The organism is Caballeronia sp. M1242 (genome assembly GCF_017220215.1).
Taxonomy (GTDB): Bacteria; Pseudomonadota; Gammaproteobacteria; order Burkholderiales; family Burkholderiaceae; genus Caballeronia.
In genome coordinates, this window is sequence record NZ_CP071129.1 from 2,142,517 (window position 1) to 2,156,180 (window position 13,664).

Here is a 13,664-nt window from a genome sequence, read left to right on the forward strand (position 1 = left end):
CTGTCTCCTGCCATGCCGTGCCGCGCTTTAGCCGTTGGCTTCGCGCCGGCTCTGCATCCGGTATTCGGTCGGCGAGATCAAAAGACGCTTGCGGAAAATCTTGGCGAGCCGGTCGCCGTTGCCCATGCCGCTGCGCCGCGCGATCTTGTCCACCGGCAGTTCCGAGTCGGTGAGCAGCGCGCAGGTGACGGCGAGGCGTGCCTGAAGCAAATAATCCGATGGCGTGATGCCCATCTCGATCTTGAAGCGGCGCAGGAAGTTGCGCTCGCTCATCGCGGCGACCTGCGCGGCATCGACCACGGAAATGGGCCGCTCGCAGTTGTCCTGGAGCCAGCGCGCCGCCGCGCGAATCTTGTCGCCCGCGGATGCCGCGCCGCTGTCGCCGAGAATCGACACGAGCTTCGCAGCCGAGCCCGGCATCAGGCGTTCGGCGACACTGCGCGATACGTCGAGGCCGAGATCGCGCTTCACGAGCATGAGCGCGCCCTTCATCGACTCGTAGCGGTCGCCGCCGTCGGCGGAGGCGTCGTCGCGCAGCTGGATCATCGCGTTGCCGTAGCGCGCCTGAGCGTCGCCCGCGCCGCCGATGCCCGCTGCTTCGAGCACCTTGCGGCCTTCGGAGATCGCCTTCACGACCGTGGTCTTCGAATTCATGCGGCGCACCCATTCGACGATGCGCTCGTCCTTCGCCGCTTCTTCCGCGCCGCGGCCGCCCGCAACGAAGAGCGCGTCGAAGCCGCCGTAGTGGCGCGCATCCAGCCCGTCGGTCCAGACGCGTACCGACGAGGCGCACGCCACGTTGCCGCCTTCGACGGACAGGAATCGCACGTCATAGGTGCATTCGGCTCGCGTTTTCAACGACGACAGTTCGTTGGCCATGTGAAACACTTCAGCGACGATTCCCGCGCCCAAAAGCGAGAATCCGTCGAACAGCAAAATCGCGATGCGTTTGACCTCGACCTGCGACGGTCGCGTCGAGGGAGGCGTCCAACCCATCACAGCGGGTTCGAGTGTGGCGTAAGGCATGGTCATCCTCTGCAGCTTTGTTTCCAGGGTGCGGAAGAGTTACTCGGCCATTGCGATGCATCAAGGCGTTTCCCGAACTTCGCCGGGTTGCCGTGACCGATGGGAACGAGACGTTGGCGGAATCGGTCCGCTGGTGTGAATAATAAGCAGACACAGATTATTTGTGGGCTGATTTTCGCGCCTGAACCACAAAACCTGTCCGGTTATGAGGGTGAGCGCACATTGATAACCCCTTTCGAATCCAGATGACCGCGCTTATCAAAGCCAATCGGAAAAGAATTTCCGATTCATCATACAAACGGTTACACGATTCTTTGATGCGGTGTAAATAGCGTTCTGTGCGATGGAACACCGACCCGGCCGCAAACCCCCGCCGGACGGCCCTGAGCGGGTTTGACGCTCATCCTGCAAGGTCTCCCGGCGGGAGAAACTGATTCATTCGTGAAACATCGATCGTAGCAGCGGGCCGTCAATGTACAGCGCGAATCGGCAATTCCGGGTTCATGCGCGGCGAGCGCAGTCCGTTCTGATAACAATTTGCGCGAAAGACATTTAGTGCGCATCCAGATGCTCGATTAACTTCACCGCCTTTTTATAATGCCACCGAAAACAGAAAGCGATCGCTCGTTAAAATATCGGCGGATTAATTATTAAACGACATAATCCGCCGTTTTTTATTACCGTCCGTTGCGGCGGCGCAAACGACGCTAGTTGCCCCAAAGCAGCGCTCCGACGGGGCCTCGCGGCTCGTCCATTTCCGCCAATTGCTAGCTACTTGCGGCGGCGCACGGGACACGATTTAGAACGACGTTCATGGCGGCCGAGTAATCGTCGGCTGAAAGCAGCGAGTTTGTCCGACGGATAGGGGCGGCTTTGAAAGAGATTTGAAGCCCGCGCATCAACTAAGAATTCATCGGTCATGTTTTCCGACGTTTTCGCCAGCCGTAGTAACGACCTCGAGGCGCACGCTGTTTCAGTTCTGATATGTCGACGAGCGTTCAATCGAACATGCGTGCTTCGCTCGTGACGCTTTCATCCGACGAAGGCCATCCGCGCGTGCGTGTGCGCACGGTCGCGCATGGTCTCGGACGCCATCGTTGGGCGACATCGCGTTCACCGCGTCCACTACCCGAACGTTCGTACCATGACCCGATACCCGCGTATGCGTCGCCTGTCGATTGCGAGCGCCGCCCTTCTGACGATCACCGGCTGCGACAAGGCGAGCTCCGACGAAGCCCTGCCGCGCGAGCTGCCCGCCGTCGCCGTTCAGCGCACCGCGTCCGACACGCCCGCGTTCCGCTGCGAGGCGCCTTCATCGCCGGTCAGCGCGGCAGCCGCCACTGGTGCGAACGCTGCGATGATCGAAGCCGATACGCCCGGCAGCGACGGCACACGCATGTTCCCGCTCGACGCGCCGCTGCGTATTGCGATCACGACGCGCGCCGAATCCGCCGACACGGTGAACTGGCAGATCCGCGACGCATGGAACACGGTAAAGGCAAGCGGCCGCTTCGCCGTCGATGCGAGAGCCGCCACGGTCACGCTCACGTGCAAGTCTCGCGCGTCGGGCTACTTCGCGGTCAGCGCGTCGCTCGAATCGGGCAAGCAGGCGTTGCCTATGCGGGGCACGCGGCCCGCTGGAATCGCCACGTTCGGCGTGTTGCCCGACGTGTCGTCGGCGCTGCCCGCCGTGACGTTTGCGCATCCGGATGAGCATCGCTTCGGCGGCCAGGGCGCGGCGTATCTGAAGCCGGGCGAAGGATGCTGCTCGGGCGACGGCTATCGTCCGCTGTATCCGGATCTCGGCCTCACGTGGGTCAACGACAACCGCAACTGGTACATGAAGGAGGAGAAAGGGCCGAACACGTTCGACGCATCCAAGGACAATCTCGCGCCCTTCTTCAAGCCTGGCGATCTGTTGCGCCTCATTCAGCTCGACGGCATTCCCGCCTGGGCGAGCCCGACCAAGACGACCACGCACAGCTACGCGCCCGCATCGCTCGATGCCTACCGCGACTACATGAAGCGCGTCGGGGAAGAATCCAATGCAGTACGCAAGCGTTGGTTTCCGCGACAGACACAGAACTACTATCAGGTGACGTGGGAGCCGGACTATGAAGGCGGCCTGCCGTGGCGCGACTCCGACGCCAATCTCGTCGCGATGTACAAGGCCACGCACGAGGCCATTCACGCGGGCGATCCGAACGCCGTCGTGATGGGCCTGACGCTTTCCAATCTCGCGTCGAATGCGGCGTGGCTCAGGCGTCTTGCGCCGCTCGGCATCGGCAAGTATCTGGATGGCGTGAGCGTGCATGGCTATTACGACGTGGGCACGTCGCCGTCGCATCCGCCGGAACGCTTCGATGCGAACCCGGCGACCGCCGCCAAAGCGATGCCCGCCGCCATGCGCGAACTGCGCCGCACGATGAGCGAGGTCGTGAAGCCGGGCGCGAAGCTCTTCGTCACGGAAACGGGCGTGAGCTACGACATCGGCAGCAAGTACGGGCCGAACACGCCGAACTGGAACGTGCTGTACGCGCAAGGCGCAGTGCTCGCGCGCACGCATCTGATGCTGCTCGGCGAAGGCGCGGATGTGAGCTTCGTGTTCTATGCCGCCGATCCGCCCGAAGTGGGCTACGGCGTGTTCTTCGATCTCGTCAACGCGCAAGGCGGCTACGGCCAGAAGCTCATCAGCCCGAAGCCGGCCGCCATGGCCGTGGCCGCCATGACGCGCATCATCGACGGCACGACCACGCTCGGCTTTCTCAACGGCACGCCCAAGGGCGTGTATGCGTATGCGTTCCAGCGGCTCAATGGCGGCAAGGTGGTCACGGCGCTCTGGACGCACAGCAACGCCTCGTGGCCCGGCGCGAACGGTTTCGACGCGACGCGTGCGGTGAACTACAGCCTCGCCGTCGATGCGCCGGGCAAGTCGGGAACGGTGACCGTGTTCGACATGATGGGCAACGCATCGACGATGCCGTATAGCGACGGCCGCATAGCGCTTAAGCTCACCGAAGCGCCGGTCTATGTGGTCTCGACCAACGCCGACCTCATGCGCGCCAACGTCACGAAACCAGTGGGCTATGTCGGCCAATAAGTCGATGGCACGACTAAGCGATCTTTAGTCGGTTAATACCAGTGCTGCGGCGGCCTGCCGCATGCACCCTCACGCTACACTGTCCGCGCCGGGCTGAGACGGTTCAGCGGGGACCGGCAACAACATTCATAACGATTAAAGCAAATGACCAACGCAATGGCGATGTTGAGCGAAGCGGATTTCATGACGGTGGTACGGCTCGCGCCGCTCGTTTCGATCGATCTGATCGTGACGGATGGCAACCGGCGCGTGCTCGTCGGACAGCGGCGTAACCGGCCCGCGCAGGATACGTGGTTCGTTCCGGGCGGACGGATCGCGAAGGACGAATCGCTCGATGCGGCCTTCAGGCGCATCGTGCATAACGAACTGGGTGTGGCGAGCGCGGAGCGATCGTCCGCGCGGTTCTATGGCGTCTTCGAGCATCGCTACGACGACAATTTCGCGGGAACGCCGGGGTTCGGCACGCATTACATCGTGCTGGCTTACGCAATGAGCTTGAGTGGTTCGGTGCCGATCGGACGGTTCGATCAGCATAGCGGCTACGAGTGGCTGCTCGCGGATGAACTGCTGGCACGCGATGACGTGCATGAGAACACGAAGGCGTATTTCCGGTAACTGCGTGGGGTAACCGCGTAGGGCAGCTGCGCGGCAACTGCATAACCGCTTCGAGGCGCGATCAGCGCCTCGAAGCGTATTCAACACGGCTTAGGCATCGACCGGAAGTTCGTCTTCCGCATCACCGGATTCAATCTCGAGCGGCTCGATCACCGGAACCGGCGCCGGCGCAAACTGCGAGCGCAGGTAGTCCGAGAACTCGTCGCGCACTTCGGGATGACGCAGCGCGAACTCGACCGTCGCCTTCAGATAGCCGAGCTTGCTGCCGCAATCGAAGCGCTTGCCGCGATACCGGTACGCCAGCACTTGCTCTTGCGAAAGCAGCGTCTCGATTCCATCGGTCAACTGAATTTCGCCGCCTGCGCCGGGCTTCTGCGAACGCAGGAATTCGAAGATGCGCGGCATCAGCACATAGCGGCCGACCACGCCGAAGTTCGACGGCGCGACTTCCGGGTCCGGCTTTTCGACCACGCGCGAGAGCTTGAAGAGGCCGTCGTCCCACGGCTTGCCTTCGATCACGCCGTACGAGCGCGAATCCTTGCGGTCGATCTCCTCGACGCCGATCACCGACGAATGATAGTGGTCGAACACCTCGACCATCTGCGCGAGCACGGGCGGCTGGCCGTCGAGCAGGTCGTCCGCCAGCACCACGGCGAAGGGCTCGTCGCCGACGAGCTTCTCCGCGCACAGCACCGCGTGACCCAGACCGAGCGCTTCGGCCTGACGCACGTACATGCAGGTCACATGGCTCGGCAGAATGCCGCGCACGAGTTCGAGCAGCTTTTCCTTGCCGCGCGCTTCGAGCTCGGCTTCGATTTCGTACGACTTGTCGAAGTGATCTTCGATCGCGCGCTTGCTGCGCCCGGTCACGAAGATCATCTCGGTGATACCCGCGGCCATCGCCTCTTCGACCGCGTATTGAATCAGTGGCTTGTCCACCACCGGAAGCATTTCCTTCGGGCTCGCCTTGGTTGCGGGAAGGAATCGCGTGCCGAGGCCCGCCACCGGAAATACCGCCTTGCGCACTTTTAGCATCGGCTCACCTTAATGAATTGTTGTACGAGGCAGCGCGCCGCCGTGTGAGCATGCGGCCGCCTCTTCGTAGAGTCGCAATCGCCCGATTTCATCAGACGACACGAGTGGCATCAGCTTATTCGCCCGATATCGAAATCATCTGCCAACACATCGTCATTTTCAGACTGGCGGCGCGGCGACTGTTCGCTGCCGCGTATAGTGCGTCGCATGTGTGCTTACTTTTCCCGCTTTCGACGTTCTTTCGCGAACAAAGGGGATGAAAGGGAAAAAGGGAGAAAGTCGATGATGTACGCCAGTGGTACGGGCAGGCTCGAAGCGGTGCGCTCGCCCGAACGTCATGCGCCGTCCGCCGACACGGCCAAGCGGATCGGCATTCTGATCTTCGAGGACTTCTCGCTCGTCGAAGTCAGTTCGATCTCCGAGGTCTTCTCGCTCGCGAACGAAGTGCGCCTGCCCGCGGCCGGCGTCGAACGTGGGGAGCCGCACGCTTTCCCGCAGCGCACGCCGAACTATTCGCTGCAGTTCGTGTCAAGCGTGGGGGGCAGCATTGCAAGCAGCTGCTCGATGCGCATCTGGACCGAAAGCATCGAAGCGCGCTGGATGAACGAATGCGATGCGCTTTTCATCGCAGGCGGCGCGGGCGCGCGGCTGGCTCGGCAGGACGCGCTCCTCAGAAAGCAGTTGGGCCGCGTCGCGCCGAAGATCCCGTTCATCAAGGCCATCGGCGAAGGCGCGCATATTCTCGCGGCGGCGAACTTGACGCTGCAGAACCGGTCTCTTGATTTCAACGAAGAGCCGGGCGCGCAGGCGTTGTCGTCGGCGCTGTCGCCGGCGTTATCGAATGCGCTGTGCATCGCCGAGCAGACGCTCACGCTCGACGATCCGAAAGGCCCGATCGCCGCGGCGCTCTCGATGGTCAAGCGCGATTACGGCGCGGCCGTGGCGCGCGAAGTCTCGGAGCGGTCTATTCCCGGCGCGTGGCAGAAGCTCGCCATGGTGCTCGACGACACCGACAGCGTCGGCGTGCGTCAGAAAATCGATGCTGCCGCGCGCTGGATTCGCGAGAACTACGTGAAGCCGATCTCGATCACGGATGCGGCGCGCGTCGCGGCCATGAGCGAACGCAATTTTCTGCGGCGCTTCAAGGCGCAGATCGGGCTCACGCCGTCGGAATACTTGCTGCGCGCGCGTCTGGATGCAAGCTGCATGCTGCTCGCCGCGACGGACTTGCCGGTGGACAAGATTGCGCGGCGTTGCGGCGCGGGCAGCGGCGACGGCCTCGCAAAGATTTTCCGTAAGCGCCTTTCGATTTCGCCGACCGAATATCGGCTCGCCGGCCGCAGAAAGCAGGCGGACAGTTCATAACAATATCGTCACATCGACGGATACCTAGAACGGATACGTATGCAAGAACGGGTACTGTGGATTTTTTCGAATCTCGGGGATGCGGCGCTTTTACTGCCGCTCGCGTTGGTCTGCGCGCTCTGGCTGCGCTCGGTGGACATGCGCCTTGCCGTGCGCTGGGCCGTGTTGCTCGGCCTCGGCATGGGCCTCGTCGGACTCTCGAAGATTCTCTATGCGGGCTGCGGGCTGGAGTTGTCCGCGGTCAACTTTCGCATGATCAGCGGGCACACCATGCTGGCCGCTTCCATCTACACGGTGGCGGGCGGACTACTCGCGGGCAGTCTCGGTGGCTGGTGGTATCGGCTGGGCGCGGCAGGCGGTCTCGGGCTCGCGGCGCTGATCGGAGCAAGCCGCATCATCCAGGACGCGCATACGCCGAGTGAAGTCGTCGTGGGCTGGCTGCTGGGCGCGGCCATCGCGACCATGCTGCTCGTGCGCGTGTTCGAGCAGCCGCGCAAGATGCCGCGCGCCGTCGTGGCGGGCGTCGGCCTGCTCGCGGTGTCGTCCATCGCTTACGGACATCACGCGCCGTTTCAGCGGCTGATCGAACATTACTCGTGGTGGCTGTGCAAGGGGCTCGGCCTCTGACGCGGCTGCGGCGCCCGAGCATCCCTTCTTCGCGCGTGGGAAACGATCCCAAGTATGATCCTCTGTTGATTACAGGCTCATATTCACGATTCGGGATCTCGGGATGGACCGCTTCCTTGCAATGAAAGTGTTCGCGCGCGTGGTCGAGGCGGGCAGCTTTTCGAAAGCCGCCGACGCGCTTCGCCTGCCGCCCGCGAGCGTGTCGAGAACGCTCCAGGCGCTCGAAGCGCATCTCGGCGCGCGCCTGCTCAATCGCACGACGCGCAGCATCAGCATCACCGAAGACGGCGAAGCCTATTACGAGCGATGCGTGCGCGTGCTCGGCGAAGTCGACGACATGGAGGCGTCGCTCTCGCGCTCCAAGCTGAGTCCCAAGGGCAACGTCAAGGTGAGTCTGCCGCAAGTGATGGCGAAGAACACCATCATTCCCGCGCTGCCGGAGTTCTTCGCGGCGTACCCGGATATCGGCATCGAACTGGTGCTCACGGACCGGCAGGTGGATCTGGTCGAAGAAGCCGTGGATTGCGTCGTGCGCGTAGGCGCGATCGGCGATGTCGGACTGGTGGCGAAGCGCATCGGCGCTTATACGCAGATCACGTGCGCGTCGCCGGCTTATATCGAGCAATACGGCGAGCCGCAGACGCTCGACGACCTGGACCGGCACCTCGCCGTGGGCTATGTGCTCAACAAGTCCGGACGCGTGCGCAACTGGGAATTTCTCGTGGACGGCGAAACGCGCGCCGTCGCGCTCAAGTACAAGATCGCCGTCAACGACGCCGATTCATATATCGCGTGTGGTCTATCGGGACTCGGGCTGATCCAGAGTTCGAGCTATACGCTCGATCCGCATCTGAAAAGCGGCGCGTTGCGCCGCGTGCTCGCGGACTATCCGGCGCAACCGCGCGTCGTGTCGGTGCTGTACGCGGCGAACCGGCATCAGCCGCGGCGCGTGCGCGTGTTCATCGACTGGGTCGCGGATTTGTACGCGCGCTTGCCGACATTTCAGGAAAGCGAGGCGCGGTCCTAGCGGTCCTAGCCGTCCTAGCCGTCGAACGATCAGTTCGCCGCCTTCGCCTTCGTCACCTGCACGCTTTGCAGCACCGGCGCGGCGGCGGTCTGATACTCCGGCACCCATCTGCGCAGATCGCGGCGCACTTCGTCGTCCGACAGCACGCGGTGCTGCATGAGCCACGGCAACAGTTCGTCGATGAACCCGTCCGGCACGCCCCGCGCCTGCGCGATGCGCAGTTTCGGATGCGGCGTGCGCGTGGTGGTTTCGTCGTCGGCGAGCAGTTCTTCGTAGAGCTTTTCGCCCGGACGCAAGCCCGTGAACACGATGCGAATCTGCTCTTCGCTGTAGCCATAGAGGCGAATCAGGTCGCGCGCGAGATCGACGATGCGCACCGGCTGCCCCATGTCGAGAATGAAGATTTCGCCGCCGCGCCCCATGCTCGATGCCTGCAACACGAGCTGCGCGGCTTCGGGAATCGTCATGAAGAAGCGCGTGATCTCCGGATGCGTGACCGTCACCGGGCCGCCCTTCGCGATCTGCTGCTGGAACTTCGGGATCACGCTGCCCGCGCTGCCCAGCACATTGCCGAAGCGCACGGTCTCGAACTGCGTGCGCGGCGCGGTTTGCTGCAACGCCTGACACGTCATCTCGGCGAGGCGCTTGCTCGCGCCCATCACGTTGGTCGGATTGACGGCCTTGTCGGTGGAAATGAGCACGAAATGCCGCACGTCATGGCGGATCGCCGAGCGCGCGACGCGTAACGTGCCGAGCACGTTATTGCGCACGGCCTGCCACGCGTTCTGCTCTTCCATTAGCGGCACGTGCTTGTAGGCCGCCGCATGAAACACGATATGCGGCGTGAAGCGCGCCATCGTCTGATCGAGCAGCAGCGAGTCTTTCGCGTCGCCCACCACCGGCACCACGGAGAAGTCCGGAAACTTCTCGTGCAACTCTTCGATCAGGCGATACATCGCGTATTCGCTCAAATCATAGGCGACGAGTTGCGCCGGCGAGAAACGCAGAATCTGCCGGCACAGTTCCGATCCGATGGAACCGCCCGCGCCCGTCACCATCACCACACGCCCGTGCAGCAGTTGCTCGACGTGCGGCATGTCGATCTTCACCGGCTCGCGGCCGAGCAAATCTTCGAGGTCGATCTGGCGCACGCGCGAGAGGAAACCGCCCTCGCCTTGCGTCAACTGATTGAGCGCGGGCAGCACCATGACTTTGACGCCCGCTCGCACGCAAAGCGTCGCGACGCGCCGCTGCTCGTCGACGGACGAAGACGGAATCGCGATGATCGCGTAGTCGGTCTTGTACTGCTCCGCGACCTTCGACAAGTCGCTGAACGAGCCGAGCACCTTGTGACCGAGCACTTCGCGGCCTTGCTTGGCGGGATCGTCGTCGAGCAGGCCGACGAGACGCCATTCCGACGACCGCGCGAGTTCGCGCGCCAGCATCGCGCCGGCGGTGCCCGCGCCCAGCACGATCACCGGCTTGCCTTGCCCGACAAGCCCGCCATACAAATAGAACTCCTTGCCCGCGCGATACAGCGCCCGCGCGCCGCCCATCGCCAGAAACAGCAGCAGCGGCGCGACGATCAGCACGGAGCGCGGAATGACGGGCGTGGGCTGGGCCATCACCGCGCCGATCATCACGACGAGCGCGCCGACCACCACCGACTTCGAAATCCGCATCAAATCCGGCAGGCTCGCGAACACCCACATGCCGCGATACAGCCCGAAGACGCGGAACATGACGCCGTACACGGGCAGCACCCACGTGAGCGCGACGAGCGCGCCGTGCCGGAAGTCATGCGGCACGGTGCCGTTGAAGCGGATCAGATAAGCGGCAAGCCAGGTGCCCGCGACCGCGCACAGGTCGAACGTGAAGGCGCCTGCGGAAAGCCATGAAGCTTTGAATCGAATCATCCGCGACTACCTCGAGAGTGTTCGGAGGCAAGCGCCGCTTGGCGCCGCCAGCATGTATCGACTGCGAGTCCCGCCACCACCAGAACGATAGCCCAGCCCGCGACGGCGACCCACTGCGCCACCGGCGCAAACGCGAGCGCGAGGTTGGCGAGAACGACGCCCGCCAGCATCAGCGCGTACCATGCGAGCGCGGTGCGCGCGTGGCCGACGCCGAGCCGCACCATCCGCTGATAGTAATGCTCGCGATGCGCCTGCCAGAACTGCTCGCCGCGCGCGAGGCGCCGCAGCAGCGTGACCGATGCATCGCCGATGAACGGCGCAAACACGAGCGCCGGGAACCAGACCGGCCACGTGCCCTTCAGCCAGCCCCAATAACCGAGTGCGCCTGCGAAGAATCCTAGAGGAATCGACCCTGAATCGCCTAGAAATATTCGTGCCGGATGGAAGTTGAAGAGCAGAAACCCCGCCGCCGCGCCCGCGATGGCCACGCTCGCGATGCCGAGATCGATCTGCGGCACGGGCCCGGACAGCGCCGCGACCGCGTAGCCGCCGAAGCCGATGAGCGCCATGCCGCCCGCAAGCCCGTCCGAACCGTCCATGAAGTTGTAAAGATTGACGAGCCAGACCATCAGAAAGCCGACCGCGACGAGCGCCCACCCCGGCACCGGAGCCGGGTACAGCCCGATCAACAATGCGACGGCGGCGACATGCGCCCCGAACCGCACGCGCGCAGGCAGGCCGCGGCGGTCGTCGATCTGCGACACGGCGGCGAGCGCCGCGGCAAGCACGGCGGCGAGCCACATCGACCGCGTGAGCAGCAGCATCGCGATGACGGCGACCGGCACGATGCCCCAGCCGCCGACGCGCGGCGTCGGGCGCGTGTGCAGCGAACGATCGTTCGGGATATCGGTGGCGAGCCGCCACGCGAGACCGGTGCGCAGCAGCGCAAACAGAATCAACGCGCAGACTCCAAGCGACGCAGCCGCGACCCATACGGCTGCTGTCCACGGCGAATGCACGAGGAAAGGAAACAGCGAGGCACTCATTTCCCGATTGGCCTTGTGTACGTTTTTTAAGCTAAGCCGATGATGCCGGTTCCGCGCTGACCCGCGTGTTACCGGCACTTATCGGTTGTTACGGGACGTTAACTCGCCGCGACCCGGCGGGAACTAGCGTCCTTCTGCCGCACTCTGCTGGAGAAAGCACGCGGCGGTGGCCGCGAGACCCGCCTCCAGCGAGTACGAGGGGCGCCAGCCTAGCACATCGCGGATATGCGCCGAATCGACACGCAAGCTGCCGGTGAGCCGCTCGATTTGCGCGGTCTTGCCGGTGAGCCGCCCCGCCGCTTGCAACAGGCCGACGGGTACGGGCAAGAGACGCGCCGGACGCTTCAGATGATGCCCGAGCCGGCGCGCGAGTTCGGCGACGCCCGGATCGTCGCCGTCGGTCACGTGGAAAATCTGGCCGGCCGCGCGCGGGTTCGTCGCGCATTCGACGAGCGCACTCGCGAGGTTATCGACATAGACGAGACTTCTTTGCGCCGTCACCGCGCCGATCGGCAGCGGCATGCCCTTCGCGATGGCCCGCATCAGCGCCAGAAAGTTGGCGCGCACCTCGGGCCCATACACGAGCGGCGGACGCGCAATCACGATCTCGAGCCCGGTGCGCGCGCCGAACTCCTGGAGCCTGACTTCGGCTTCCGCTTTGGAGACGCCATACGCGTCCGGCGGACGACGCTCGTCTGTTTCCTTCAGCGGCTCGCCGTGGTCGAACTCCGCGAGCGCCTTGATGCTGCTCACGAAGACGAAGCGCGTCGCGCCGGCGCGACGGGCGGCGTCGGCGGTCTTCAGCGCCCCGTCGACATTGACCACGCGGAACGCGGCGAGCGGATCGGCGGCGGCGTCGCGCATGACATGCACGCGCGCGGCGAGGTGAATCACCGAATCGCAGCCTTCGAAGACGGCGGGCGTGATGGCATCGAGCGATGCTATTTGAACGGTATGCGGCCCCGCTCCCTGACGGACAATGCCGAGCGGTTCCCTGCCCGCGTCAATCAGCGCACGCGTGACCGCGCGGCCGACGAAGCCGTTGGCGCCCGTGACGGCAATGCGCCCGGTCATAGCCATTTCCACCCAAAGCGGCTGAAGAACTTGTACGCCGACGCGATGAAGAGCTTGATATGCGTCCAGCCCTTGCCGGCCGCGTCGCCGCCGTGATGCAGCACGCGCACGGACGGCACGTAGGCCACGCGCGCGACGTCGTGCGTGCGCAGGCTCAAGTCGTAGTCTTCGAAATAGAGGAAATAGCGCGGATCGAAGCCGCCGAGCTTTTTCAGGACTTCGGTGCGAAAGAGCATGAAGCAGCCGCTGACGATGGGCGGGTCCCAGACGATGTCCTTGGTCCCGATGACGTCGCGCATGTCGTATCTTGCGAGCCTCGCTTCGAACGGTTTTCTCATGCTGCGCGGGAGGAAGCCCCGAATGAAAAGGTCCAGAACCGTGGGATAGCGGCGGCAAAGAAATTGTTGACTGCCGTCTTCTTCCAGGATCAGCGGTGAGAGGAGCCCGACTTCTGGATGCGCATCCATGAAAGTCAGCGCGTGAGTGAGCGCGTCGGCGTCCAGTTCGATGTCGGGGTTCAGGATCAAGTGGTAACGGCTCGATGCGCGCTCGATGGCGAGATTGTGGCCGCGGCCGTAGCCGACGTTGCCTTGGCCTTGGATGACGGTGGCTTTCGGCATCACGCAACCCGGCGTACGCTCCAGTCCGCCGTTATCCACGAGATAAAGCTGCATGCCATCGCCGGACGACTTCGCGCCCAGCCCTTGCGCCGCAGCGTTCAATGTACTGAGGGTGCGCTCCAGAAGTTGCGCATTCGGCCGATAGACCACGAGCGAAACGGTTAGCGAAGTGATGTCGGGATTCACGCCCGTGCTTGTTTTGGACTGCATTCT

At 63.7% G+C, this 13,664-nt stretch carries 11 protein-coding genes; 5 read left to right on the forward strand and 6 right to left on the reverse strand.

Annotated elements, in window-relative coordinates:
• Window positions 1-27: 27 nt before the first annotated feature.
• A complete protein-coding gene (locus JYK05_RS09975; protein WP_175944737.1) occupies window positions 28-1,026 on the reverse strand; it encodes a GlxA family transcriptional regulator in 999 nt (332 codons plus the stop codon).
• A gap of 1,144 nt (window positions 1,027-2,170) precedes the next feature.
• Between JYK05_RS09975 and JYK05_RS09980 the strand changes: the two genes are divergently transcribed.
• Together JYK05_RS09980 and JYK05_RS09985 are read left to right on the forward strand one after the other, a co-directional pair.
• Window positions 2,171-4,126: a hypothetical protein gene (locus tag JYK05_RS09980; protein WP_241269797.1), complete on the forward strand. Its 1,956-nt coding sequence runs from the start codon at window positions 2,171-2,173 to the stop codon at window positions 4,124-4,126.
• A gap of 162 nt (window positions 4,127-4,288) precedes the next feature.
• The gene (locus JYK05_RS09985) at window positions 4,289-4,741 is read left to right on the forward strand and encodes a GDP-mannose mannosyl hydrolase (RefSeq protein ID WP_206468276.1); all 453 of its coding nucleotides are present in this window, start codon (window positions 4,289-4,291) and stop codon (window positions 4,739-4,741) included.
• Between the two features lie 90 nt (window positions 4,742-4,831).
• Here the strand turns inward: JYK05_RS09985 and galU are convergent, their stop codons facing one another.
• A complete protein-coding gene (gene galU / locus JYK05_RS09990; RefSeq protein ID WP_241269798.1) occupies window positions 4,832-5,776 on the reverse strand; it encodes a UTP--glucose-1-phosphate uridylyltransferase GalU in 945 nt (314 codons plus the stop codon).
• A gap of 282 nt (window positions 5,777-6,058) precedes the next feature.
• On the opposite strand from galU, the gene JYK05_RS09995 reads away from it, so the two are divergent.
• From JYK05_RS09995 to JYK05_RS10005, 3 genes are all read left to right on the forward strand, one after another.
• On the forward strand, window positions 6,059-7,141 hold the full coding sequence (locus tag JYK05_RS09995) for a GlxA family transcriptional regulator (protein ID WP_206466807.1): 1,083 nt from the start codon (window positions 6,059-6,061) through the stop codon (window positions 7,139-7,141).
• A gap of 39 nt (window positions 7,142-7,180) precedes the next feature.
• Entirely contained in the window at window positions 7,181-7,768 is a 588-nt protein-coding gene (locus JYK05_RS10000) for a phosphatase PAP2 family protein (protein ID WP_175944741.1), read from the forward strand.
• A 103-nt stretch (window positions 7,769-7,871) separates the two neighbouring features.
• The gene (locus JYK05_RS10005; RefSeq protein WP_206466808.1) at window positions 7,872-8,795 is read left to right on the forward strand and encodes a LysR family transcriptional regulator; all 924 of its coding nucleotides are present in this window, start codon (window positions 7,872-7,874) and stop codon (window positions 8,793-8,795) included.
• 29 nt (window positions 8,796-8,824) lie between these two features.
• Here JYK05_RS10005 and JYK05_RS10010 read toward each other — a convergent pair whose 3' ends face one another.
• The 4 genes from JYK05_RS10010 to JYK05_RS10025 all read right to left on the reverse strand — a co-directional run bounded on the left by JYK05_RS10010 (window position 8,825) and on the right by JYK05_RS10025 (window position 13,661).
• Window positions 8,825-10,711 (reverse strand): nucleoside-diphosphate sugar epimerase/dehydratase, encoded by a 1,887-nt coding sequence (locus tag JYK05_RS10010; RefSeq protein WP_175944743.1) that lies wholly within the window; start codon window positions 10,709-10,711, stop codon window positions 8,825-8,827.
• Window positions 10,708-11,757 (reverse strand): glycosyltransferase family 4 protein, encoded by a 1,050-nt coding sequence (locus JYK05_RS10015; protein ID WP_206466809.1) that lies wholly within the window; start codon window positions 11,755-11,757, stop codon window positions 10,708-10,710. The genes JYK05_RS10010 and JYK05_RS10015 overlap by 4 nt, the downstream gene beginning before the upstream one ends.
• Before the next feature lie 123 nt (window positions 11,758-11,880).
• On the reverse strand, window positions 11,881-12,831 hold the full coding sequence (locus tag JYK05_RS10020) for an SDR family oxidoreductase (protein WP_206466811.1): 951 nt from the start codon (window positions 12,829-12,831) through the stop codon (window positions 11,881-11,883).
• Complete coding sequence (locus JYK05_RS10025) at window positions 12,828-13,661, reverse strand: glycosyltransferase family 2 protein (protein ID WP_175944746.1); 834 nt, start codon at window positions 13,659-13,661, stop codon at window positions 12,828-12,830. Before JYK05_RS10025 ends, JYK05_RS10020 begins: the two co-directional genes overlap by 4 nt.
• Window positions 13,662-13,664 lie beyond the last annotated feature (3 nt).